Source organism: Marinobacter sp. BW6, assembly GCF_008107725.1.
GTDB lineage: Bacteria > Pseudomonadota > Gammaproteobacteria > Pseudomonadales > Oleiphilaceae > Marinobacter.
Window position 1 is genome coordinate 164,752 of record NZ_VIRN01000083.1, and the last position, 22,567, is coordinate 187,318.

General features: G+C 57.8%; 24 protein-coding genes. 11 read left to right on the top strand and 13 right to left on the bottom strand.

Annotation, left to right across the window (positions count from 1 at the left end):
* Positions 1-76 precede the first annotated feature (76 nt).
* The 3 genes from purM to FMN52_RS19390 all read left to right on the top strand — a co-directional run bounded on the left by purM (position 77) and on the right by FMN52_RS19390 (position 2,625).
* Entirely contained in the window at positions 77-1,141 is a 1,065-nt protein-coding gene (gene purM / locus FMN52_RS19380; RefSeq protein ID WP_148610247.1) for a phosphoribosylformylglycinamidine cyclo-ligase, read from the top strand.
* Positions 1,138-1,800, top strand: coding sequence for a phosphoribosylglycinamide formyltransferase (purN, locus tag FMN52_RS19385; RefSeq protein WP_148610248.1), 663 nt, complete (start codon positions 1,138-1,140; stop codon positions 1,798-1,800). The genes purM and purN overlap by 4 nt, the downstream gene beginning before the upstream one ends.
* 90 nt (positions 1,801-1,890) lie before the next feature.
* Complete coding sequence (locus tag FMN52_RS19390; protein ID WP_148610249.1) at positions 1,891-2,625, top strand: DUF3108 domain-containing protein; 735 nt, start codon at positions 1,891-1,893, stop codon at positions 2,623-2,625.
* On the opposite strand, the gene FMN52_RS19395 is transcribed toward FMN52_RS19390, so the two are convergent.
* From FMN52_RS19395 to apbC, 4 genes are all read right to left on the bottom strand, one after another.
* Positions 2,622-3,899, bottom strand: coding sequence for a valine--pyruvate transaminase (locus tag FMN52_RS19395; RefSeq protein WP_148610250.1), 1,278 nt, complete (start codon positions 3,897-3,899; stop codon positions 2,622-2,624). The two genes, FMN52_RS19390 and FMN52_RS19395, sit on opposite strands and share 4 nt — an antisense overlap.
* A gap of 74 nt (positions 3,900-3,973) precedes the next feature.
* Positions 3,974-4,573 (bottom strand): YjaG family protein, encoded by a 600-nt coding sequence (locus FMN52_RS19400; protein ID WP_148610251.1) that lies wholly within the window; start codon positions 4,571-4,573, stop codon positions 3,974-3,976.
* A complete protein-coding gene (gene dcd, locus FMN52_RS19405; protein WP_008172848.1) occupies positions 4,570-5,136 on the bottom strand; it encodes a dCTP deaminase in 567 nt (188 codons plus the stop codon). The genes FMN52_RS19400 and dcd overlap by 4 nt, the downstream gene beginning before the upstream one ends.
* A 62-nt stretch (positions 5,137-5,198) precedes the next feature.
* On the bottom strand, positions 5,199-6,299 hold the full coding sequence (gene apbC, locus FMN52_RS19410; protein ID WP_148610252.1) for an iron-sulfur cluster carrier protein ApbC: 1,101 nt from the start codon (positions 6,297-6,299) through the stop codon (positions 5,199-5,201).
* 197 nt (positions 6,300-6,496) lie between these two features.
* On the opposite strand from apbC, the gene metG reads away from it, so the two are divergent.
* From metG to nth, 8 genes are read left to right on the top strand one after another with little or no spacing between them, the layout of a single operon-like run.
* The gene (gene metG, locus FMN52_RS19415) at positions 6,497-8,527 is read left to right on the top strand and encodes a methionine--tRNA ligase (protein WP_148610253.1); all 2,031 of its coding nucleotides are present in this window, start codon (positions 6,497-6,499) and stop codon (positions 8,525-8,527) included.
* A 45-nt stretch (positions 8,528-8,572) separates the two neighbouring features.
* Positions 8,573-9,154: an electron transport complex subunit RsxA gene (gene rsxA, locus FMN52_RS19420; protein WP_148610254.1), complete on the top strand. Its 582-nt coding sequence runs from the start codon at positions 8,573-8,575 to the stop codon at positions 9,152-9,154.
* 29 nt (positions 9,155-9,183) lie between these two features.
* Complete coding sequence (rsxB, locus tag FMN52_RS19425; protein ID WP_148610255.1) at positions 9,184-9,762, top strand: electron transport complex subunit RsxB; 579 nt, start codon at positions 9,184-9,186, stop codon at positions 9,760-9,762.
* Positions 9,762-11,591, top strand: a complete 1,830-nt coding sequence (gene rsxC, locus FMN52_RS19430) for an electron transport complex subunit RsxC (RefSeq protein WP_148610256.1) — start codon at positions 9,762-9,764, stop codon at positions 11,589-11,591. The genes rsxB and rsxC overlap by 1 nt, the downstream gene beginning before the upstream one ends.
* A 21-nt stretch (positions 11,592-11,612) precedes the next feature.
* The gene (rsxD, locus tag FMN52_RS19435; protein ID WP_148610257.1) at positions 11,613-12,662 is read left to right on the top strand and encodes an electron transport complex subunit RsxD; all 1,050 of its coding nucleotides are present in this window, start codon (positions 11,613-11,615) and stop codon (positions 12,660-12,662) included.
* A gap of 2 nt (positions 12,663-12,664) precedes the next feature.
* Positions 12,665-13,366 (top strand): electron transport complex subunit RsxG, encoded by a 702-nt coding sequence (gene rsxG / locus FMN52_RS19440; RefSeq protein ID WP_148610258.1) that lies wholly within the window; start codon positions 12,665-12,667, stop codon positions 13,364-13,366.
* A gap of 2 nt (positions 13,367-13,368) precedes the next feature.
* Entirely contained in the window at positions 13,369-14,085 is a 717-nt protein-coding gene (locus FMN52_RS19445; protein ID WP_148610259.1) for an electron transport complex subunit E, read from the top strand.
* A 28-nt stretch (positions 14,086-14,113) separates the two neighbouring features.
* The gene (gene nth / locus FMN52_RS19450) at positions 14,114-14,752 is read left to right on the top strand and encodes an endonuclease III (protein WP_148610260.1); all 639 of its coding nucleotides are present in this window, start codon (positions 14,114-14,116) and stop codon (positions 14,750-14,752) included.
* A gap of 62 nt (positions 14,753-14,814) precedes the next feature.
* Here the strand turns inward: nth and FMN52_RS19455 are convergent, their stop codons facing one another.
* The 9 genes from FMN52_RS19455 to ispD form a co-directional block, all read right to left on the bottom strand.
* Positions 14,815-15,390, bottom strand: a complete 576-nt coding sequence (locus tag FMN52_RS19455; protein WP_148610261.1) for a chalcone isomerase family protein — start codon at positions 15,388-15,390, stop codon at positions 14,815-14,817.
* A gap of 208 nt (positions 15,391-15,598) precedes the next feature.
* A complete protein-coding gene (gene rpoS, locus FMN52_RS19460) occupies positions 15,599-16,594 on the bottom strand; it encodes an RNA polymerase sigma factor RpoS (RefSeq protein ID WP_148610262.1) in 996 nt (331 codons plus the stop codon).
* Between the two features lie 205 nt (positions 16,595-16,799).
* Positions 16,800-17,555 (bottom strand): peptidoglycan DD-metalloendopeptidase family protein, encoded by a 756-nt coding sequence (locus FMN52_RS19465; protein ID WP_240339546.1) that lies wholly within the window; start codon positions 17,553-17,555, stop codon positions 16,800-16,802.
* A 342-nt stretch (positions 17,556-17,897) separates the two neighbouring features.
* On the bottom strand, positions 17,898-18,797 hold the full coding sequence (locus FMN52_RS19470; protein WP_205424981.1) for a DUF368 domain-containing protein: 900 nt from the start codon (positions 18,795-18,797) through the stop codon (positions 17,898-17,900).
* Positions 18,798-18,889: 92 nt separating this feature from the next.
* Positions 18,890-19,546, bottom strand: a complete 657-nt coding sequence (locus FMN52_RS19475) for a protein-L-isoaspartate(D-aspartate) O-methyltransferase (RefSeq protein WP_148610264.1) — start codon at positions 19,544-19,546, stop codon at positions 18,890-18,892.
* Positions 19,543-20,301, bottom strand: a complete 759-nt coding sequence (surE, locus tag FMN52_RS19480) for a 5'/3'-nucleotidase SurE (protein ID WP_148610265.1) — start codon at positions 20,299-20,301, stop codon at positions 19,543-19,545. The genes FMN52_RS19475 and surE overlap by 4 nt, the downstream gene beginning before the upstream one ends.
* A gap of 11 nt (positions 20,302-20,312) precedes the next feature.
* Positions 20,313-21,362, bottom strand: coding sequence for a tRNA pseudouridine(13) synthase TruD (locus FMN52_RS19485; RefSeq protein WP_148610266.1), 1,050 nt, complete (start codon positions 21,360-21,362; stop codon positions 20,313-20,315).
* A complete protein-coding gene (gene ispF / locus FMN52_RS19490) occupies positions 21,359-21,838 on the bottom strand; it encodes a 2-C-methyl-D-erythritol 2,4-cyclodiphosphate synthase (RefSeq protein ID WP_148610267.1) in 480 nt (159 codons plus the stop codon). Before ispF ends, FMN52_RS19485 begins: the two co-directional genes overlap by 4 nt.
* A 25-nt stretch (positions 21,839-21,863) precedes the next feature.
* The gene (gene ispD / locus FMN52_RS19495; protein WP_148610268.1) at positions 21,864-22,565 is read right to left on the bottom strand and encodes a 2-C-methyl-D-erythritol 4-phosphate cytidylyltransferase; all 702 of its coding nucleotides are present in this window, start codon (positions 22,563-22,565) and stop codon (positions 21,864-21,866) included.
* Between the last annotated feature and the right edge of the window lie 2 nt (positions 22,566-22,567).

Genomic DNA, 22,567 nt, shown 5'->3' on the forward strand with positions numbered 1-22,567 from the left:
CAATATACATTTGGAGCACCACACCGCACCTGTTAAAATCCGCCGCCTGACCCACTGGCCAACGGTTAAGTACACCATGAGCGAACAGAAGCCCTCCCTGACCTACCGCGATGCTGGCGTCGATATCGATGCAGGCAATGAACTCGTCAGTCGAATCAAGGACACCGCAGCGCGCACCCGTCGCCCGGAGGTTCTTGGCGGTCTGGGCGGCTTCGGCGCCATGGTCTCGATTCCCGCCGGATACAACGAGCCGGTTCTGGTTTCCGGCACTGACGGTGTGGGCACCAAGCTCAGACTGGCCATGCAGCTGGACAAGCATGACAGCATTGGTATTGATCTGGTCGCCATGTGCGTGAACGACTTGGTGGTCGGTGGCGCTGAACCACTGTTCTTCCTGGACTATTATGCGACCGGAAAGCTCAACGTAGACGTAGCGGCCCAGGTTGTCGCCGGCATCGGCGAAGGCTGCGAACAGGCTGGTTGCGCGCTGGTAGGCGGCGAAACTGCCGAAATGCCGGGCATGTACGAAGGCGACGACTACGATCTTGCAGGTTTCTGCGTGGGCGTTGCCGAGCGCAGCGAGATTATCGATGGCGGCCGGGTTCAGTCCGGAGACGTGCTTATCGCCCTGGGCTCCTCCGGCCCCCACTCCAACGGCTACTCCCTGATTCGGAAGATTCTGGAAGTAAGCAACGCCGACCTCGACCAGCCAATGGGCGATACCACCCTTGCCAATGCTTTGATGGCGCCGACCCGAATCTATGTCAAAAACCTCCTTCAGCTGATTCGTGAAGTGGACGTCCGGGCACTTTCCCACATCACCGGCGGCGGCCTTCCGGAGAACATTCCCAGGGTCCTGCCAAATGGCACCATTGCCGCGATTGATACCGACAGCTGGTCGCTGCCCCCGGTATTCCAGTGGCTCAAGGACAACGGCGGCGTTGCCAGTGAAGAGATGTACCGCACGTTCAACTGTGGTATCGGCATGATTGTCTGCGTGCCGGCCAATCAGAAGGAGCTGGCTCTGGACACCCTGAAAGCACTGGGCGAGCACGCCTGGCCGGTAGGGGTGATAGAGCGGGCAGACAGCGAAGAGGTGGATGCCTGCGTTCGCTACGCACCGGGGCTGTTGTCGGCATGAAGGCAGATCAGACTCCCTTGCCCAAAATTCTGGTACTTGCATCCGGCAGTGGCACCAACCTCCAGGCACTGATCGATGCCAGCCGTGAGCGGGATTTCCCGGGCCAAATAGTGGCCGTCGGCTGCAACCAGCCTGGTGCTTTTGCCCTAGAACGCGCTGCCCAGGCCAATATCGAAACCTTCGTGGTAAACCACAAGAACTTCGAATCCCGAGACGAGTTTGATGCCTCCTTGATGGCGGAAATCCTCCGCTACAATCCGGATCTGATCGTGCTGGCAGGCTTCATGCGGATTCTGACCACTGATTTTGTCCGCGCATTCCGGGGCAAGATGCTGAACATTCACCCTTCCCTGCTGCCCAAGTACACCGGACTGAACACTCACCGCCGGGCACTGGAAGCGGGCGATACGGTTCACGGCGTTTCTATCCACTTCGTTACCGAGGAGCTGGATGGCGGCCCGGTTATTACCCAGGCAGAAGTAGCCATTGCTTCCGATGACACCCCCGAAAGCCTCGCAGAAAAGGTACAGGCCAAGGAGCACATCCTTTACCCCATTGTTGTCCGCTGGTTCTGCGAAGGCCGGATTCAACTGGGCAGTGATTACGTGTTGTTCGACGGCGAACCCTTGAACGCTCCGATGCGCCTGCCAGACAACTGATACATCGCCTGAACGAATTGTCATCCCCGCATACTGCCCAAGCAGCTACACTGTCGCCATTGATGACGGTAACGGTTCGGGTTTAACAAGATGCTTTCACGACGACTCACCAGAATAGGTTGCGTGACCTTGCTGACCTGCTTCGGCATTCTTGCCGGGCCGGTCACTCTGCACGCACAGACCGAAGCGGAGCTAGCTCCTTTCGAGGCAAGCTACACCGCAGCCATGGAGAAGGGCCTCTCCCTCAATGGCACGGCAAAACGTACACTCACCTCCCAGGGCAACGATGTCTGGTTGTACCGCACGGATGTGGATTCCTTTATTGTCAGTATCGACGAATCGCTGATATTCCGCTGGGAGGACGGCCAAGTTATACCCATGCGATACCGGTATCGCTTATCGGGTTTTCTGATCAGTGATCGGAAGAACTCCATCGACTTTGACTGGTCCGAAGGTATCGCGACCGGAGAGTACAAGGGAAAACCCTTTGAGCTGGCACTGGAGGAAGGCCTGCTGGATCCCCTGGGTTATCAGCTTCAGCTGCACCAGGACATCAAGAACGGTAAGCGGGAAATGACCTACCGGGTGCTCGACGGCAACTCCATAGACACCGACAGCTTCGCGGTGATCAATGGCGAGAGCATGAACACCGGCAGTGAACAGAGGGCGACCCTCAAGGCGGAGAAGGTTCGCGAGGACTCGAAGCGCCAGACCCTGATGTGGTTCTCGCCGGAACAGAATTTCCTGCTCGTCCGCCTCAGACAGGTGGAACCGGACGGCAGCACCTATGAGTTGAAACTCAAGGAAGCGGAGTTCGAGCGCTAGAAATCGCGCCCGGCCTCCCGCCAGACAGCCTTGACCTCATCAGCGATGATCCGAAGGCCCTCGGCAACCCGGTCGTCGTCCTGGGAATAGGTCACGCGCAGGCATTCGTTCCGATGCTTCCAGCCATCCTCCGGCAGCCCCGGGAAGAAATAATGCCCGGAAACCACCAGAACACCCCGGCTCTTCAGCCGCTGATATAACTCAAGGCTGGTAATCGGCAGGTCCGGAAACCAGAGCCACAGGAACATGGCGCCTTCGGGTTTATGGACGTACCAACGACAACTGTCCCCCCCCATGGCCTCGCGGAAAGCGGCCACCGCCCGCTCCATTTTCGCCTTGTAGAACGGGCAAACCACATCCCGACTCAGGGATAGGATCTCACCCGAGCGAACCAATGGCTCCGCCAGCATGGCGCCAAAACTGCCCGTAGCCAGATTCATGATGGCGTTAATGCCTGACAACGCCTTGATGACCGGCTCGGCCGCAATCACGATACCTGTTCTCGCCGCCGGCAGGCCAAGCTTCGAAAGGCTCAGGCAGAGGATAATCTGATCGTTCCAGGTCGGGGTTGCATCAACGAATAGCAAGCTGGGAAAGGGCGTGCCATAGGCGCCGTCGACGATCAGAGGGACATCGTGCTGGCGGGCAAGCTCTTCCAGCCGTGCAAGCTCCTCGTCAGTAACGACGTTACCGGTTGGATTGGTGGGCCGCGACACGCAGATAGCCCCGGTCTCGCCGGTCACTTCCACGGCATCAAAATCCACCCGGTACTTGAATTCGTGAGCATCAGTGAAAGAGATGTCTGGCTGAACCGCATGGAACAGGCCTGGTTCGATGCCGGCGTCGGCGTAGCCGATGTACTCGGGCGCAAGCGGCAAAAGAATATGCTTGCGGTTGCCGTCCCCGTAGTCTCCGCCAAACATGTTGAACAACATGAAGAAGGCCGCCTGGCTGCCGTTGGTCAGAGCGATATTCTCGGGTTTCAGGCCCCAGCAATATTCGCGGTTGAGCAGCTCGGCGAGCGACGCGATAAACTGCTTTTCCCCCTGGGGCGGATCGTAGATACCGACCAGACGACGAACATCGCCCTCGTTACGGCTCATATCCGCGAGAATTTCCTGCACTCTCTGCTGGATTTCGGGAATATGCCCGGGATTTCCGCCACCCATCATGATCATGTCGTCACCGGACGCCATGGCATTACCCAGGTCATCCATCAGGGACGTGATACCGGCATCGGCGGTGAACTTGCGACCAAAAGCAGAGAGTTTCATGGGGTAAAATCCATCTGACCTAATCTGAATATAACGGGTAATACCGGAAGTGTAGCTTGCTCGCTCCCCAACGTTTATTCGGTGAGCGAAATGCCAAGGTTACTGACGCCCTCGTTGGCTGCATCTTCCCGGAGACGGGCCACGAACTGATCGGTTGGCGTGCGTTGGCGCTTCAGCTCCAGGATCAGGTTCCGCTGGAAGGTTTTGTCTTCTTTCATCAACGGGTGGTGATCGAGCAGACGAACGAGCTCGTCTTCCTCGAGGTCTTCCCCTTCGGACAGCTCAATAAAGTTCATCACGGTTCCGGTCGCCATCTGTGACGCATCGGTAGCGCGGTGTTTGGACGGGTTCAGGCGGTTCAGCAGCGCCTGCTCCAGTAGCTGACAGAAGTCGAAGGCCGGGTAAACACCGTAGGCATCGTAGGCGTCCACGTCTGGCGACAGGGTTTCCAGTTTGGCGAGCAGCTGCGGGATCGCCGATTCGGAGACGTCCTTTTGGAGCAGGTCCCAGCCGAGATCCAGAAGCTGGCGCATTTTGGCACCGGTCTTCAGGCCCATGGCATCGGCAAACAGCGCGTAGTTCGGGAATGAGCGCTCAGCCAGAGCGAGCAGGAAGGCGCATTCGCGCCAGCCCTGCAGTTGTGAAACGGCTTTCAGGAACTGGTTGGCGTTCATGTCCTGGGCAGAGTCACGCCGGTCTGGCCAAGATACTTGCCGCCCCGGTCTTTGTAGCTGGTTTCGCAAATCTCGTCGGATTCGAAGAAAAGCATCTGGGCCACGCCTTCGTTGGCGTAGATCTTTGCCGGCAGGTTGGTGGTGTTGGAGAACTCCAGGGTAACCTGGCCTTCCCATTCCGGCTCCAGAGGGGTGACGTTGACGATGATGCCGCATCGAGCATAGGTGGACTTGCCCAGGCAGATGGTCAACACGCTTCGCGGGATGCGGAAGTATTCAACGGTGCGGGCCAGCGCAAAGGAGTTCGGCGGGATGATGCAGACGTCGCCGGTGTAGTTGACGAAGCTGTTTTCATCGAAATTCTTCGGGTCCACGGTGGCGGAGTGGACGTTGGTGAAGATTTTGAATTCGTTGCTGCAGCGTACGTCGTAGCCGTAGCTGGAGGTGCCGTAGGAGATCACGCGGCCTTTTTCGGTTTCACGAACCTGTCCGCTTTCAAACGGTTCGATCATGCCGTGTTGTTCGGACATCCGGCGAATCCACTTGTCGGATTTGATGCTCATTGGCGAAGTCTCGTATCCACTGGGAAAATTGGGGCGTAGTTTACCTGTTCGCTCCGGGTCTGTCAGTGCTCGGTCACCGAAACGCTTGAGATCGAACCGGAAAGGTTCCGCTCACGGGTCGACAGTTCAGCCCCTACCCTTCTGGCGATGTCGCGATACCGCCGCGCTACTTCGGAGTCCGGTTCTGCGATCACCGAGGGGGTGCCGCCGTCTGTCTGTTCGCGGATGGTCATGTGCAGGGGCAGCTGGCCGAGAAGTGCGGTGTCGTATTCCTGGGCGATGCGCTCGCCGCCACCATGGCCGAACAACGGCTCTTCGTGGCCGCAGTTGCTGCAGATGTGGACACTCATGTTTTCGACAACGCCCAACACGGGAATGTCGACTTTGCGGAACATTTCGATGCCTTTTTTACCGTCCAGCAGGGCGATGTCCTGGGGAGTGGTGACGATGACGGCACCGGTGACCGGGACTTTCTGGGCCAGGGTGAGCTGGATATCGCCGGTGCCGGGGGGCATGTCGACGATGAGGTAGTCGAGTTCGTTCCAGAGGGTCTGCTGGAGCAATTGCATCACGGCGCCGCTGACCATGGGGCCACGCCAGACCATGGGGGTTTTCTCGGTAACGACAAAGGCCATGGAGTTGGCCTGGAGGCCGTGGGCGTCCATGGGGACGAAATATTTGTTTTCGCGGGTGTCCGGGCGTTTGCCTTCGGGCACGCCGAGCATCATGCCGATGCTGGGGCCGTATATGTCGGCGTCGAGGATGCCGACTCTGGCGCCTTCGGCCTGAAGTGCCAGAGCCAAGTTAACGGCTGTGGTGGATTTGCCGACACCGCCTTTGCCGGAGGCCACGGCGATGATGTTTTTAACGCCAGGGACGGAGGGCAGGTCTTTCTGGACTTTGTAGGAGTGGATTTTCTGGCCCACGTGGACGTCCACGTTCTCGACACCTTCGACGTCTTCCAGAGCATTACCGACCAGCTGCTTGAGGGCACCTGCGATGCCTTTCGAGGGGTATGGCAGTTCAACCATGAGGGTGACGTTTCCGCTCTCGTCGGCGTTCAGGGATTTTACGGCACCCAGTTCGTAGAGGTCCTTGTTGAGGTATGGATCGCGGTACTCGCGAACCGCTGCTTGCAGGGCCTGCTCAGAAATCTGTGTCATCGGGTTCTCCGGAATAAGCTCATGCTCGATTTTAAGCACGGAAACAGGTGATTCGGGTGAAAATTATCTGCTCGGAAGGTATCATCTGTGCCCGTTTCTGACCATATGGGGTCTTTACCTGGCGCAATCAATTTAAATAGCCGCCAGACCCCGTTTTGTCTTTCCAACCCGTGTCAACATAAGGTTCGGACATCACCATGACGCAAGCGAGCAAGCAACAGCGCGATATTCTGGTTACCAGCGCCCTGCCGTACGCCAACGGCCCTATTCATCTCGGGCACCTGCTGGAATACATTCAGACCGACATCTGGGTGCGCTATCAGAAGATGCGGGGCCAGAACTGTTACTACGTTTGCGCCGACGATGCCCACGGCACCGCCATCATGCTCCGCGCCGAGCGGGAAGGTATTACCTCCGAGCAGCTGATCGACAGGATTCGGGAGGAGCACCAGGAAGACTTTGCCGGGTTCCACATCCGCTTTGACAACTATTACACCACCCACTCCGAGGAGAACCGTCAGTTCTCGGAGTACATTTACCGTCAGCTCCAGGAAAACGGGCACATTGCCACGCGCAAGATCACCCAATCCTACGACCCGGAAAAGAACATGTTCCTGGCGGACCGGTTCATCAAGGGCACCTGCCCCAAGTGCAAGACCGAGGACCAGTACGGTGATAACTGCGAGGCCTGTGGCGCCACCTACACGCCTTCCGAGCTGATTAATCCCCGTTCGGCGGTTTCCGGCGCGACACCCATCGAGAAGGAATCCGAGCACTATTTCTTCAAGCTACCGGACTTCCAGGACTTCCTCGCCAACTGGACCCGCAGCGGTACTCTTCAGCCCCAGGTCGCCAACAAGCTGGCAGAGTGGCTGGATGCCGGCCTGCAGGAGTGGGATATCAGCCGTGATGCGCCCTACTTCGGGTTCGAAATCCCGGACGCGCCGGGCAAATACTTCTATGTCTGGCTGGACGCGCCTATTGGGTACCTGGCCAGCTTCAAGAACCTCTGCAACCGTGAAGGCATCGATTTCGAGCACTTCTGGAAAGCCGATTCCACCGCTGAGGTCTACCACTTCATCGGCAAGGACATCATCAACTTTCACGCGCTGTTCTGGCCGTCCATGCTGCATGATGCTGGCTTCCGCACACCGACCGCGGTCTGGGCCCACGGCTTTGTGACCGTTAACGGTAAGAAGATGTCCAAGTCCCGGGGTACGTTTATCATGGCGCGCACCTACCTGGACCACCTGAACCCGGAATACCTGCGCTACTACTTTGCCGCCAAACTGACCGGCAGCGTCGATGACATGGACCTGAACCTTGAGGACTTTGCCGCCCGGGTGAACTCGGATCTGGTGGGCAAGGTGGTCAACATTGCCAGCCGCAGTGCTGGCTTCATTACCAAGCGCTTCGACGGTCAGCTTGGTCAGGTTACCGAGCACGCCAAACTGAAAGAATTCATCGAGGCCGGCAAGGAAATCGAGGAATTCTACGAGACCCGCGAATTTGGCCGCGCGATGCGCCGCATCATGGAGCTGGCTGACATTGCCAATCAGTATGTCAATGATGAGCAGCCGTGGGTCATCGCCAAGCAGGAAGGTCAGGACGAAAATCTTCAGGCCATCTGCACCAACGCCATCAACATGTTCCATCTTCTGATGACCTACCTGACGCCCGTACTGCCGGAAACCGCGAAGGCCTCCGAGGCGTTCCTGAACGCGCCGCTGGACTGGAACAATCGGAGCGAACGCCTGGAAAACCACGGCATCAACAAGTTCAAGCCGCTGATGAACCGTGTGGACATGGCCCAGATCGAGAAAATGCTGGATGCCTCCAAGGAGGAATTGCCTGCAGCGACCGGCAAGCCGGCCCCTGCAGCCAATCTTGAGCCTATCGCGGATGAAATAGAATTTGGCGATTTCGCGAAAGTGGATCTTCGGGTCGTTAAGATTGTCAAAGCCGAGCATGTTGAAGGTGCCGACAAGCTTCTTCGTCTCACCCTTGACGTAGGGCATGGCGAGCGCAACGTGTTTGCTGGTATCAAGTCAGCCTACAAGCCGGAAGATCTCGAAGGACGCCTGACGGTCATGGTCGCCAACCTCAAGCCGCGGAAGATGAAGTTCGGGATGTCCGAGGGCATGGTTCTGGCGGCGGGCCCCGGTGGTGAGGATATCTTCATCCTGTCCCCGGATTCCGGCGCCACGCCCGGCATGCGGATTATGTAAGGGCGGCCGGGCAAAGCGCTGACAGGGGCCAATGGAGCAAGGTAAATGACCGAATATCTGCTGATTCTGGTCAGCACCATTCTGGTGAACAATTTTGTACTGGTTCAGTTTCTGGGCCTGTGCCCATTCATGGGCGTGTCCAGCAAGCTGGAGACGGCCATGGGTATGTCGCTGGCCACCACGTTTGTGCTGACCCTGGCATCGGTGTGCAGTTACCTTGCCTACACCTATCTGCTCGAACCGCTGGAGCTGGCGTTTCTCAGAACCATCACGTTCATTCTGGTGATTGCCGTGGTGGTCCAGTTCACGGAGATGGTGGTCCGCAAGACAAGCCCGTTGCTGTATCGGGTGCTGGGCATCTTCCTGCCGCTGATCACCACGAACTGTGCGGTGCTCGGCGTTGCCCTTCTTAACATCAACAAGAACAACAATTTCGTTGAGTCGGTATTGTACGGGTTTGGCGCAGCAGCAGGCTTTTCCATGGTTCTGGTGCTGTTCGCTGCCATGCGCGAGCGTATTGCCGTGGCCGACGTGCCGGTTGCCTTTCGCGGTGCTGCCATCGGCCTGGTTACGGCCGGGCTGATGGCTCTGGCTTTCCTGGGCTTTGGCGGCCTGGTCAGCGTTTGACCGGCTGGCGGGATTAGGAGTATCAGGTTATGTGGACAAGCGTTCTTGTTGCCGTTGTGGTTCTACTGGCCCTGGCCGTTGTTTTCGGCGGCCTTCTCGGATTTGCGGCCGAACGATTCAAGGTAGAAGGTAACCCTCTGGTCGAGCAGATCGACGCCCTTCTGCCCCAGACCCAGTGCGGCCAGTGCGGTTATCCCGGCTGTCGGCCCTACGCCGAATCCATTGCCGAGGGCGGCCCCATCAACAAATGCCCGCCCGGTGGCGAGTCCACCATCAAGGCACTGGCAGACCTTCTTGATGTGGAACCGGAACCACTGGACGCCGAGCATGGCGTTGAGCAGGTCAAACGGGTTGCGATTATTCGCGAAGACGAATGCATCGGTTGCACCAAGTGCATCCAGGCCTGCCCCGTGGACGCCATTCTTGGCGCCGCAAAACACATGCACACGGTGATTGAAAGCGAATGCACCGGCTGCGATCTGTGTGTTGATCCCTGCCCGGTGGATTGCATAGACATGGTGACGGTGGAGCCAGATATCCGCACCTGGACCTGGACACCGCCCACATCCGGACTTATTGCCACTGATCGCCAGGGAGCCAGCGCCTGATGACTCAACTCTGGGACTTCTCCGGCGGCATCCACCCCCCGGAACACAAAGACATTTCTACCGCGCGCCCGATTCGCAACGCAGGCGTTCCTGACTATCTGGTACTGCCACTTCAGCAGCACATCGGCGATCCGGCCGAGGCCATTGTTGAGGTGGGTGAGCGGGTTTTGAAGGGCCAGAAAATTGCCGACGTGAAAACCGGCATGGGCGTTCCCGTTCATGCACCGACATCCGGGATGATCGAAAGCATTGCCGACTTCCCTGTCCCCCATCCCTCAGGCATGGCGGACCGGTGCATCACCCTGAAACCGGACGGCGAGGACCAATGGTGCCAGCGCAGCCCAGTGACGGATTATCGTTCTCTGGAGCGCGACCAGGTTCTGAAAATGATCCGTGATGCCGGTATTTCCGGCATGGGTGGAGCCGGCTTTCCCACCAATATCAAACTCCGGCCACCAAGGGATCGCAAGGTCAGCACGCTCATTCTGAACGGCGCGGAATGCGAGCCCTATATCACCGCTGATGACATGACCATGCGGGAAAAGGCCGACGAGGTGGTTGCCGGGCTGAAAATCATGGCGTGGATTCTGCGCCCCGAGCGTTGCGTGATTGGCATTGAAGACAACAAACCGGAAGCCATTGCCGCGCTCCAAAAAGCCACCGAAGGCACCCAGACCGAAATTGCGGTTGTTCCCACCAAGTATCCCTCCGGTGGCGAGAAACAGCTGATCCAGATACTGACCGGCATGGAAGTACCCAGCGGCGGCATTCCGGCCGATATCGGCGTGATGTGCCAGAACATCGGAACCGCCGTTGCCGTGGCACAGGCGGTGTCCGATGGCACACCGCTGATTTCCCGTATCGTTACCATCACTGGGGAAGCCGTTCGGGAACCGGGTAATTTCGAGACTCTTATTGGCACACCAATTGAGCATCTGCTGGAGCAGGCCGGTGTCAACCAGAACGCAGTCAGCCGCCTGGTGCTTGGCGGCCCCATGATGGGCTACACGCTGACGACAGAGGCGGTGCCGGTGATCAAAACCACCAACTGTGTGATCGCCGCGACGGCCTCTGAATTGCCGGCACCACCGCCGGAGCAGCCCTGCATTCGCTGTGGGCAGTGCGCCGAAGCCTGCCCGATGGAGCTTTTACCACAACAGCTGTTCTGGCACGCCAAGGCCACCGAATTTGAAAAGGCGGAGCACCTGAACCTGTTTGACTGTATTGAATGCGGAGCCTGCTCCTACGTTTGCCCGAGTTCAATTCCGCTGGTTCAGTATTACCGATTCGCCAAGGGTGAGATCCGTGCACAACAGGCCGAACAACTGAAGGCAGACCGGGCCCGTGAGCGCTTCGAGGCCCGCCAGGCGCGTCTGGAGCGAGAGCAGCAAGAGAAAGAGCTGAGGCGGCAGGAGCGCGCGAAAGCCGCAGCCGAAGCCCAGGCCAAGAAGAAAGCCGAAGCGGAGAAAGCAGCTGCCGAAGGTGAAGCCGTTGACGAGCGTGCCGCCAAATCGGCGCTGGTTGAACAGGCCCTGGCCCGCAAGAAGGCAAAGACCGAAGCGTCCCAGTCACCTGCCCCCAGTGCGGCGCCGGCGGAGGATAAACCGGATATTGAGGCCCTTGAGAAGCAGCTGAGCCAGGCTCAGTCAAAGCTGGAAACCATGCAAGGCATGCTTGATGACGCCAAAGCCCAGCAGGCAGACAACTTAGAAAAACTGGAGCGGGCCGTGGCCAAGAACCACGATCGGGTACAACGGGCTGAAGAGGCACTGTCTGAAGCCAGAGAGAAGCTGGCCGCCGGTCCAACTGAATCCCAGCCAACCCATTAACCGAGATCAGGCACCACACCCATGGCATTCGTTCAGCAGTCATCGCCCCACGCACACAGTGCCCGGCCCACATCCCGTGTGATGTTATGGGTGCTTATTGCGGCCTTGCCTGGCCTGTTGGCCCAGACGTTGTTTTTCGGCTGGGGCAACCTGATCAACGTGGTCTTCTGTGTCGCTGTCGCCATCGCCTCCGAAGCCGCCCTGCTCAAACTCAGAAAGAAACCCGTGGCGTTTTTCATCAGGGATAATACCGCGGCGGTCACAGGTCTTCTGCTGGGCCTGTCCCTGCCGCAGTTCGCGCCGTGGTGGGTCTCCGCCGTCGCGGTGATTTCAGCCATCGTAGTTGCCAAGCAACTTTACGGCGGGCTGGGCTCAAATCCGTTCAACCCGGCTATGGTGGGCTACGCCCTGGTTCTGGTCTCGTTTCCGGTGGCCATGACAACCAACTGGGCGGAACCCGCCACGCTCTGGGACGGTGCGCCGGGCTTTGGTGAGACCCTGGCGACCATTGCCTCCGGCCAGCAAACAGCGGTCGATGGCTGGACCATGGCAACCCCGCTTGATGAATACAAACACAAGATCACCACCCATACCGCGGCCGAGGTCCTCAACCACCCGACCTTTGGTGAGGGTATCGCCAAAGGCTGGGAATGGGTTAACGCGGCATTCCTCGCCGGCGGCCTGCTGCTCATCGGCCTGCGCATTATCAGCTGGCATATTCCGGCAGGATTTCTTGGCGGTCTGATCGTGATGAGCCTGGCGTTTGGCAACAATGCTGACCTCTACGCGCCCCTATCGCTGCACCTGCTCGCAGGGGGAACCATGTTGGGTGCCTTCTTTATCGCCACCGATCCGGTTTCGGCCGCTACCAGCCACCAGGGAAAACTGATTTACGGGGCCGGAATTGGCATCCTGATCTACCTGATCCGCACCTGGGGCAATTATCCGGACGCCGTAGCGTTCAGCGTTCTGCTAATGAATTTTGCGGTACCGTTCATCGATCATTACACACCCCCACGTACATACGGGCATCACAAGGCCCGCAGGGGTGTACCGGGGAGTCAGGGATAATCATGGCTGCAGTTGCACAGTCCATCCGTCGCAGCGCCATCGGGCTCGGCTTGTTCGCCGTGATCACCGGTGGCACCATTGCCGTGACTCAGGTGGCCACCGAAGAGCGAATTCGTGCGCAGGCTGCCCGAGCAGAGGCTCAGGCCCTGTATGAGATAATTCCGGAAAGCCGCCACAACAACGATCTGCTCAGGGACACCGTGCAGTTGCCCGCCAGTGAGCGGCTGGCACAGCCTGGGCCTCTGACCGTATGGGTGGCTCGACAGGACGAACGGCCCATTGGCATGATCATGCCCCTGGTAGCGCCGGACGGTTACTCCGGTAAAATTCACCTGCTGGTGGGGGTGAACATGCAGGGCACCATTCTCGGAGTACGAGTCACCAGTCATAAAGAAACACCCGGGCTGGGAGACCAGATCGAAACCCGGAAATCGGACTGGATCAAGAGTTTTGATGGCCGATCACTGGGTAAGCCCCCTCATCGGGAGTGGAACGTCAAAAAGAATGGCGGAGAATTCGATCAGTTCACCGGGGCGACCATCACGCCAAGGGCTGTGGTGAAAACTGTTCAGAAGGCACTGATCTACTTCCGGGAAAATCGCCAGATTATCCGGGAGCGGCTCAATGAAGAACCTTCACCGCGGGAGAACATCCTGAACCCCGAGGCGATTGCCGGCGAATCGTCCAATACGGAGCATTCCTGATCATGGCAACCAAACCATCCAGCGAAATCATCCGGGACGGGCTCTGGGACAACAACCCGGCCCTGGTCCAGGTACTCGGGCTCTGCCCTCTTCTGGCCGTCACCAGTACCGTCGTTAACGCTATCGGGCTCGGGCTGGCCACACTTATGGTACTCATGGGTTCGAATCTAGCGGTTTCGCTGATTCGCAATTTCGTCAGCGAGTCCGTACGCCTGCCCGCGTTTGTGATGATCATCGCCTCATTTGTGACCTGCGCCGAGTTGCTGATGCAGGCCTTTACCTATGAGCTCTATCTGATCCTGGGTATTTTCATCCCACTGATTGTCACCAACTGTGCCATCCTGGGCCGTGCTGACGCCTTCGCCTCAAGAAATCCACCGCTGCCAGCACTACTGGACGGTGCCATGATGGGCCTCGGTTTTCTCGCAGTTCTGGTGGTTCTGGGTGGTTTGCGAGAGCTCATCGGACAGGGCACCCTGTTTGTCGACATGCACCTGCTGCTCGGCCCCGTTGCCGCCGACTGGGTAGTGCGTCCGTTCGACAATTATCCGGATATGCTTTTCATGATTCTTCCACCAGGCGCCTTCGTAGGTCTCGGCCTGCTGATCGCCCTCAAGAACGGGATCGACACTCATCTGGAAGAACGACGCAAAGCCCATGAACCGGCACCCGTGGCAGCAGGCAGCAAGCGGGTCCGGGTTACCGGGAACGTTTCCTGATCCCCTGGCTGCAGAAGACTGAGAGCTAATGAACAAACAGAAACGCATTGAGATCTTCACCCGCCTCAGGGAGGCCAACCCCAACCCGACCACCGAGCTGAACTACTCCAGCCCGTTCGAGCTGCTGATTGCGGTTATTCTATCGGCCCAGGCCACGGATGTGGGCGTCAACAAGGCCACCGACAAACTATTCCCGGTGGCCAACACGCCAGAGGCCATCCTCGCCCTTGGGGTTGATGGCCTCAAGGAATACATCAAGACCATTGGCCTGTTTAACAGCAAGGCCGAGAACGTGATCAAGACCTGTCGCATCCTGATCGAAAAACACGGTGGCCAGATACCGGAACGGCGGGAAGATCTAGAGGCATTACCAGGAGTCGGTCGCAAAACCGCAAACGTGGTGTTGAATACCGCCTTCGGGCATATGGCAATGGCGGTGGATACCCATATCTATCGTGTATCGAACCGCACCGGCATTGCCCCGGGCAAGAACGTTCTCGAAGTGGAGAACCGTCTGATGCGCCTGGTTCCGAAGGACTTCCTGCTGGATGCCCATCACTGGCTGATTCTCCACGGACGCTATACCTGTACCGCCCGAAAACCAAAATGCGGCGCATGTATCATTGAAGACCTTTGCGAGTTCAAACAGAAACGGGATTATCTCTGAATTCAGGTCGTAAAAAAGCCGGCATTTCGCCGGCTTTTCTCTTTTGCTGAAGCAAGGTCTGGTTACCGCTGACCCAGCATTTTCTCCTTCAGATCCTTCTGGGCCGGTTTATCGGACAGCCAGATTCCGAACAGGGCCTTTTTGAAGGCCAGATCGCCAACGGTATCCTTGTGCTCACCGTTCTTGAGGACCCGCACGCCTTCACCCGGTAGATACACCAGATCAAAGACGTCACCTTCGGTGATCTCTTCCTCGAACACTGCCATAAACTGGTCCACATCCTCCTGGATAGACGCCATATCGCCGCCGGTGGAGGCCTCGAAACCTTCCAGTGTGGCCTCGGTCATGCGTTCGCTGGTGATCATCCCGGAAATGATATGCAGAGTAATAGCCTGGGGCTCATCCGCGTTGATCACTGCCTCACCATCGTCGATGGTCTCGGGTACGTACAGGCCTCCGACATAAAGATCCATGAACCACTTGGAACGGGTACCTGCACCATTAAGCTTCAATTCGGTATCCATGGCTGAATAGGTATCCGGAACATCAACACCTTCCACTGTGAGCGCAGCCGCCGGTGCAGACAGCAGGGCTGTCATAAGCACAGAGGCAAAGCCGGTTGTAAGAGCCTTTTTCATAGTCCTTTCCTTTTCGATCGTTATTATTGACGTGTTTCATTCGTGCACCGGGTTTCGACACCCTTATCCCCGCCCGGTCACGGCATTCTATCAATGAGGCTGGCTGCCAGTGCGCAACCTGGTTCTCATTTGCGGCGATCCTGAAACACAAAAAAAGCCGGCCAGGAATATCCTGGCCGGCTTTTTTGATCGAAAGATCAGAAGAGTATTACTTGAACAGCAGGTTTCCGGACAAGCCTTCCTTCTCCAGAATTTCACGAAGACGGCGTAGTGCCTCAACCTGAATCTGCCTTACACGTTCGCGGGTCAGACCAATTTCCTGCCCCACTTCCTCCAGCGTACTGACCGGATAGCCCCGAAGACCAAACCGGCGTGACAGAACTTCCTGCTGCTTGTCACTGAGCTGATCGATCCACTTTTCCAGGCAGGAACACATGTTGTTGTCCTGCAGGAGATCCGCCGGATCCGAAGCACCCTCATCGGCCACGGTATCCAGAAGGGACTTCTCGCCCCCCGTTCCAATGGGCGTATCCATCGACGCCACGCGCTCATTAAGACCAAGCATGCGCTTCACGTCGGCTACCGGCTTGTCGACCATTGTCGCGATTTCTTCGGCCGAAGGCTCATGATCCAGTTTCTGGGTAAGTTCCCGTGCGGCACGCAGGTAGAGGTTGAGCTCCTTCACTACATGAATCGGCAGACGGATGGTGCGCGTCTGGTTCATGATTGCCCGCTCAATGGTCTGGCGAATCCACCAGGTGGCGTAGGTAGAGAAGCGGAAGCCTCGCTCCGGATCAAACTTCTCAACCGCCCGGATCAAACCGAGGTTGCCCTCTTCGATCAGGTCCAGCAGCGTCAACCCCCGATTCACATAGCGCCGGGCAATCTTCACAACAAGACGAAGGTTGCTCTCGATCATCCGTTTGCGACCGGACTCCTCGCCCTTGCGCGCCAGGCGAGCAAAATAGACCTCTTCTTCCGGCGTCAGGAGCGGTGAAAAACCAATTTCGTTGAGATACAGCTGAGTGGCATCCAGCTGTTTTTGACTGGTGAAATAACGTCCCTGGGTGGGAAAATCTTCTTCGACTTCAGCCACCTCTTCGGCAGCTTCTTTATCGACTTTTTCTTCTGCTAACAATTGATCCTCGGAGTCGTCCGTGTCCGACACGCGATCAATGATGATAACTTCCTGCTCTGCTGACATTTGTCTTGCCCCGCCTCTCAATAATCCTGGATGTTCGTCCGATACTTCTTGTTATTGCGGACGTCTTTGTCTTCATGCTTTTTCTTCAGGACATTTTGTTGGTCGGCCTGTCACGGCCTTTACCGTTTTTGTTTTTCTTTCGAACGCGGTCTTCTTGTCAGTGCCGGAGTGTGCGATGAGAGCAGCCTGCTGACTGCGTCATTCATTAGCGTGGTGGCAGATAATGGACTGGATCAACCGGATTGCCATTCTTGCGAATCTCAAAATGCAACATGGGTCGTTCAGCACCACTGCTACCGAGCTCTGCGATCACCTGCCCGGCTTTCACATCCTCCCCTTCCTGCACCAGAATCTTCCGGTTATGAGCGTAAGCACTTAAATAGTGCTCATTGTGATTCACGATAATCAGATTGCCGTATCCAAGCAACCCGTTGCCGGCATAGACCACATTCCCGGTGGCCGCAGCTCTTACAGCATCCCCGGCTTGCCCGGTAATATCAATACCTTTATTGACTTTTCCGGATGTTGAATATCCAGCAATTACAGTGCCAACGTGCGGCCAGCGCCATTCAATTCGGGCCACGGTCTGGGTCTGCGAGGCCAGAGGCGCGCCTTTGCTCGGCGCCTTGGTTATCGCCGGTTTTGGTGCCGTGGCGGCTGTCTGCTTCGGGGGTGAAGCCCGGCTCGACGTTCTGGGTGCCGAGCTAGCCGGTCTGTTAGCAGTAGCAGTCTGACTGCCCGAAGTTACATTTCCGCGAAGGTCCAGGCGAAGTACCTGCCCCGCCTTGAGATTCCAGGGCGGACCAATCCCATTGGCATCGCCGAGCTCCCGATAGTCCCGACCATACCGCCAGGCTATGCTGTAAAGGGTTTCACCAGGCTGGACAACATGCCGACCCCAGTAGACCGGGGGATTGTAGATGTCATCCTGGTACAGTGCCGGTGTATTGCAGCCAGACAAAAGCAGAAGGGCTACAAGCGGAAAAAGGATTAAGAGACTGGTCGGCGTTTTTTCTGCAGGGCGATAGCGTTCAGAGGCACCGGAAGGGAACCGCGGGGACACCGGTAAGACGGCATTGACTAGCCCACCCAAAAATCTCACAGGAATAAAACTGTCCCAGTTATGAAAAATCCGTATAAACCAACATGGTTGTCGAAGCAGTTTCTAAACTTTTTATAGTAACTTGCTAATATATTGCACATTTCTCGCAGGAAGCCAAGTTACTAACCGGCCATCCCTGTTACCTCAAGAAACACACGTTTTGTGCGTTAGGTAACACTATCGCACCGCATTCACCCCGAACTACGCCGCCGATGAGGCCTGCCCGCGCCTGGAACCGATCCATTCAACAAGCAGAACAAGCCCGAAGCCAGCCAGCGCCATAAACACAGCGAGTAGTACCTCAGGATCCTGGCCAGCCTGCTCCGCGAAGGTCCAGGGCCAGATACTTGCCTCATTCAGTGGCACTTGCTCACCAGAGCTGTTGATGCGCCAACTGAGAGTTTCTTTCCAGGGCCACACCTTGTTGAGCGAGCCGATCATGAAGCCCGTCAGCAAAGCGAGCACCAGATCGTGAAAATGATGAAACGCCCAGGTGATCAGGCGGGCAATGGAAAACAGGCCCGCCACGCAACCTGCCATAAACAGCAGCAGAATGCTCACATCCACTGCTTTGATCGCTGCCAGAACGGGAGCGTACATACCGATAATCACCAGGATGAAACTACCCGAGATGCCAGGGAGGATCATGGCACAGATGGCAAGCGCTCCGGCTCCGAAAAATGCCAATGCGGAGGGGGAGACCTCGCTGGCAGACAGGGCGGTAATCCACCAGGCGATAACAATGCCGAACAGCAGCGGGACCAGAAGTGCGGGGATATAGCGCCGGACCTGACGCCCCACATGCCACACCGAAGCCACAATCAAGCCAAAGAAAAAACTCCAGATCAGGATCGGATATGCCACCAGCATATAGCTGATGGCGGAAGCCAGGGTGGCAATGCTCGTCAGAATGCCTGCCAACAAGCAGACCAGAAAGGTTCCATCGCAGTCGCGCCAGAAAACTCTGAACTGGCCCCGAAACAGTTGGTGGAAGACTGCGCCCGGGACAGCGTTGATGGCTTCAAGCAGCCGGAAGTAGATGCCGGTAATGAATGCTATGGTGCCACCGGACACCCCGGGAACGATATCAGCGGCTCCCATGGCGATGCCCCGCAGAAACACCGCCGCAGGGTGATGGTTACGGACGGTCTCGCCAACAGAGTCGGAGCTGTGTACTGCAGAGTCAACCATGACTATCGGACAACCCCGCCCAGAAGCGGCACAAACCGGACCGGTTCCAACTCTTTATGATCGAAACGATCGCCACGGCGGGTTACCTCCACCAATACCTGACTCTCTTCGCCCACTGGCGCAATCAGAACGCCTCCGTCCGCCAATTGAGCAAGTAGTTCGCCTGGAACTTCAATGGGCGCAGCGGTCACGATAATGCCTTCGAAAGGCCCCCGCTCAGGCCAGCCCATGCCACCATCAGCGTGCTTCAGGAACACGTTTCTGGCGTTCAGCTGTCGCAACCGGTCCCGTGCCCGGTCCTGCAGTGCCTTGATACGCTCAACGCTGTAGATTTCCGAGAACAGGCGGGAGAGTACCGAGGTCTGGTAGCCAGAGCCGGTTCCCAACTCAAGTACCCGTGACGGCCCATGAGCCAGCATCAACTCCGTCATTCGCGCCACGATGTAGGGCTGGGACAGCGTCTGGCCATAACCGATCGGAAGAGAAGTATCTTCATAGGCCCGATGGGACAGGGCCTCATCCAGGAAGATGTGCCGTGGCACCTCTCCCATAATCTCAAGTACCCGGTCCGATTCGATGCCGGCTTCCCTGAGGCGCTGAACCAGTCGCATCCGGGTGCGTCGGGAGGTCATCCCGATGCCTTCGAGCTGAGCGGTCATCCCCGGCCCTCCAGCGAATCGACCCAATCCCGGAGCCGAGACAGGGCCTCGTGCCGGGTCATGTCGATATGTACCGGGGTAACAGAGACATAGCCTTCTCGAACGGCGTTGAAATCCGTACCCGGACCGGCATCACCCCCAACACCGGCCGCCCCTATCCAGTAACGCTCCTTACCCCGGGGACAGGTCATCGGAACGGCGCCTTCTGCACGCTCGCGGTGACCCAGCCGGGTTACCCGAATGCCTGCCAGGTCCTCCCAGGGGACGTCCGGGACATTCACATTGAGAATCGAGCGCGGCCCGAGGACCAGAGGACGCTCGTTCTCAAGCAGCATCCGGACAACCCGGGCAGCAGTCTCGTAGTGAAAGTGGCCATCATTCACCAGGGAAACGGCGATGGCAGGGAGGCCAAGATGGCGCCCTTCGGTGGCGGCGGCAACGGTACCGGAGTAGATAATGTCATCGCCCAGGTTGGCGTGGGTGTTTATCCCGGAAACCACCCTGTCGAACGGCTCCGGGAACAGTCCGTTAACCGCAAGATGAACACAGTCAGTCGGCGTTCCGTCCACAGAACGGAACCCGTTGGGATGCTCCTCCACCGTCAGGGGGCGGTTGAGGGTCAGGGCATTGCTGGCGCCGCTGTGATCCCTATCAGGCGCCACGACCTCCAACTCACCCAGCCCCTTTAACCCCTCAAACAGGGCGATAAGCCCTGGTGAATGAACGCCGTCATCGTTCGACAACAGAATACGCACAGTGTTCTCCGCTAGCCTTGTTGTTCGTTATGTCGGCCGAGGCTCATGTCCTCAAGCTCGAAAATATCACTCAATATGGTTGTGGCGTACTGGCCAGGTGACAGAAAAAACGTCAATTCCAGGCCGCCTTCAGCCAACCACTGCCAGGAGAGCCCCTCCGGCTTTACCGCCAGCGGCCGCCGCTCCGGTTTCATCCGGGTGGCCGAGAACAGGCTCGCCAAGCCCGGGGTTTGCGCAACAATGTCCCGTTCAAGAGTTTCCAGTGCCCCGGAAGCGGTCGTGCCTCCGTCACCCCACAGGGGCCCTGTCGCCCCTGGATCGGCCCAACTGCCATCGTCTACCCGAGCCGCAAGCACCTCGTTGAACAGCCATGAGCGCGCCGCCGAAAAATACAATACGTTTTTAGAGCCGTCGCTGCCAGCACGCTTTCTGCCACCACGGCCTTTTCCGCCAGACCGGCTCCGACGGTTCAGGGTGGCCGGGTCCAGATGCACCGCCCGGTCAAGGTTAGCGCCACCGTTGCCAAACCTTTGGGGGCCAAAGTAATTGGGAGCACCAATATCTGCGAGGCGGACCAGCGCGTGATCGATAACCTCGCGCTCCCCGGTAATGCCTCTCAGGATTACCACAAAGCCGTTGCCCGTGTGCTCGCCTCGACGTAATTTCCGCGCTTGTCGCGAGGCCGCCAGAACCGGCCAGCGAACGGCAATCTCCTGAATCAGGGAGGCGTCCTGAGACTCACAACCGGGTCGATAGAGACTGAACCACTGGCGTGTCACCGCATGCCGGTCCTTGAGACCGCAGAAGCCGACATCAAAGTTGCGACAACCAGCAATTCTGGCCAACTCGCGAGCAACATACTCTGTGTTATCGCCCACTTTCTCCAGTTTCAGACAGAGGTGCTCTCCACTTCCTGCGGTGGCATCTGCCTCGACATCGGAGTTGCTTTCCGATAGCTCCAGTAACTCGTCGACAATGAAATCGCCGGGCGTTGTCTTTAAGCGGCCAAAAGCAACACGGCCACCACCGGACGTTGGCCAGTCAAGACGCCACTGAGTCACGAACCCTCCGGTTCAAGCAGGCAGATGGCCTGGCAGGCGATGCCTTCGCCCCGCCCCGTAAAACCGAGTTTTTCCGTGGTAGTCGCTTTCACGCTCACGCGGCTGGCGGCGACCCCCAGGTCTTCCGCAATGTTCAGACGGATGGCATCGATATGAGGAGCCATTTTAGGCGCTTGAGCAATGATGGTGGTATCCACGTTAACCACACTGAACCCTTCGTCCCGGACACGCGTCATGACCCGGCGTAGAAGATCGCGGCTGTCGGCCCCGGCCCACTCATCACTGGTGTCTGGAAAGAAATGCCCGATGTCGCCAAGTGCTACCGCGCCCAACAGTGCATCCGCCAGCGCATGGAGCAGGACATCACCATCGGAATGAGCCTTCAGTCCTTGGGAGTGCGGAATGCTTACGCCGCCAATAATCACACAGTCGCCTTCACAGAAGGCATGGACATCAAAGCCCTGACCAATACGCATAATGTGCTCCGGAAACTCCGAAAATTCAGAACCGGCTAAGAATAAAGCCTGCAAGCGCCAGATCCGCGGGTACGGTGATCTTGATATTGTCCGGCCGCCCTTCAACCAGCACCGGCATGTTACCGGAAAACTCCACGGCAGAGGACTCATCCGTCACCGGAAGTTCCGTGGCCAGAGCAGTCTCCAGGGAGTCGACCAGAATACGATAGCGAAACATCTGGGGCGTCAGCGCCCGCCACAAACTTGTGCGATCAACCGTCCCGGCAACCTCCGGAAGCTCGCCGGTGCCGGCTTTCTTGAGGGTGTCGGCCACTGGCGAAGCAAGGAGCCCCCCAACCGGGTGGTTGTAGAGTTGGTCAATAAGATTGGACAAATCCCGGGTATGAAGGCATGGCCTAGCGGCATCGTGGACCAGAACCCAGTCATCATCCCTGACCTGTTCCGCCATGGCATGCAGTGCCGACAACACCGAGCTGGCCCTTTCAGAACCGCCAGTGCAGGTCTGAATCCGGCTATCGCCACTAGCCTCGGTATCCGGCCACCAATGATCGGTCGGATGCAATGGCACCATGCAGCCTGAAAAAGGGGCGGAATCCATGAGTCGGGAAAGAGTGATGTCGAGAATGAAACGTTGGTCGATCCGAAGGTACTGTTTCGGTTTCTCAGCCTGCATGCGCTGGCCGATGCCGGCGGCAGGAACAATCAGCCAAAGTCTCGGAGCAGGCATAG

What these genes read in the sequence shown, in the direction of transcription:
- purM (WP_148610247.1), top strand. Translation starts at nt 77, where the DNA reads ATGAGCGAACAGAAGCCCTCCCTGACCTACCGCGATGCTGGCGTCGAT.
- purN (WP_148610248.1), top strand. Translation starts at nt 1,138, where the DNA reads ATGAAGGCAGATCAGACTCCCTTGCCCAAAATTCTGGTACTTGCATCC.
- FMN52_RS19390 (WP_148610249.1), top strand. Translation starts at nt 1,891, where the DNA reads ATGCTTTCACGACGACTCACCAGAATAGGTTGCGTGACCTTGCTGACC.
- FMN52_RS19395 (WP_148610250.1), bottom strand. Translation starts at nt 3,899, where the DNA reads ATGAAACTCTCTGCTTTTGGTCGCAAGTTCACCGCCGATGCCGGTATC.
- FMN52_RS19400 (WP_148610251.1), bottom strand. Translation starts at nt 4,573, where the DNA reads ATGAACGCCAACCAGTTCCTGAAAGCCGTTTCACAACTGCAGGGCTGG.
- dcd (WP_008172848.1), bottom strand. Translation starts at nt 5,136, where the DNA reads ATGAGCATCAAATCCGACAAGTGGATTCGCCGGATGTCCGAACAACAC.
- apbC (WP_148610252.1), bottom strand. Translation starts at nt 6,299, where the DNA reads ATGACACAGATTTCTGAGCAGGCCCTGCAAGCAGCGGTTCGCGAGTAC.
- metG (WP_148610253.1), top strand. Translation starts at nt 6,497, where the DNA reads ATGACGCAAGCGAGCAAGCAACAGCGCGATATTCTGGTTACCAGCGCC.
- rsxA (WP_148610254.1), top strand. Translation starts at nt 8,573, where the DNA reads ATGACCGAATATCTGCTGATTCTGGTCAGCACCATTCTGGTGAACAAT.
- rsxB (WP_148610255.1), top strand. Translation starts at nt 9,184, where the DNA reads ATGTGGACAAGCGTTCTTGTTGCCGTTGTGGTTCTACTGGCCCTGGCC.
- rsxC (WP_148610256.1), top strand. Translation starts at nt 9,762, where the DNA reads ATGACTCAACTCTGGGACTTCTCCGGCGGCATCCACCCCCCGGAACAC.
- rsxD (WP_148610257.1), top strand. Translation starts at nt 11,613, where the DNA reads ATGGCATTCGTTCAGCAGTCATCGCCCCACGCACACAGTGCCCGGCCC.
- rsxG (WP_148610258.1), top strand. Translation starts at nt 12,665, where the DNA reads ATGGCTGCAGTTGCACAGTCCATCCGTCGCAGCGCCATCGGGCTCGGC.
- FMN52_RS19445 (WP_148610259.1), top strand. Translation starts at nt 13,369, where the DNA reads ATGGCAACCAAACCATCCAGCGAAATCATCCGGGACGGGCTCTGGGAC.
- nth (WP_148610260.1), top strand. Translation starts at nt 14,114, where the DNA reads ATGAACAAACAGAAACGCATTGAGATCTTCACCCGCCTCAGGGAGGCC.
- FMN52_RS19455 (WP_148610261.1), bottom strand. Translation starts at nt 15,390, where the DNA reads ATGAAAAAGGCTCTTACAACCGGCTTTGCCTCTGTGCTTATGACAGCC.
- rpoS (WP_148610262.1), bottom strand. Translation starts at nt 16,594, where the DNA reads ATGTCAGCAGAGCAGGAAGTTATCATCATTGATCGCGTGTCGGACACG.
- FMN52_RS19470 (WP_205424981.1), bottom strand. Translation starts at nt 18,797, where the DNA reads ATGGGAGCCGCTGATATCGTTCCCGGGGTGTCCGGTGGCACCATAGCA.
- FMN52_RS19475 (WP_148610264.1), bottom strand. Translation starts at nt 19,546, where the DNA reads ATGACCGCTCAGCTCGAAGGCATCGGGATGACCTCCCGACGCACCCGG.
- ispF (WP_148610267.1), bottom strand. Translation starts at nt 21,838, where the DNA reads ATGCGTATTGGTCAGGGCTTTGATGTCCATGCCTTCTGTGAAGGCGAC.
- ispD (WP_148610268.1), bottom strand. Translation starts at nt 22,565, where the DNA reads ATGCCTGCTCCGAGACTTTGGCTGATTGTTCCTGCCGCCGGCATCGGC.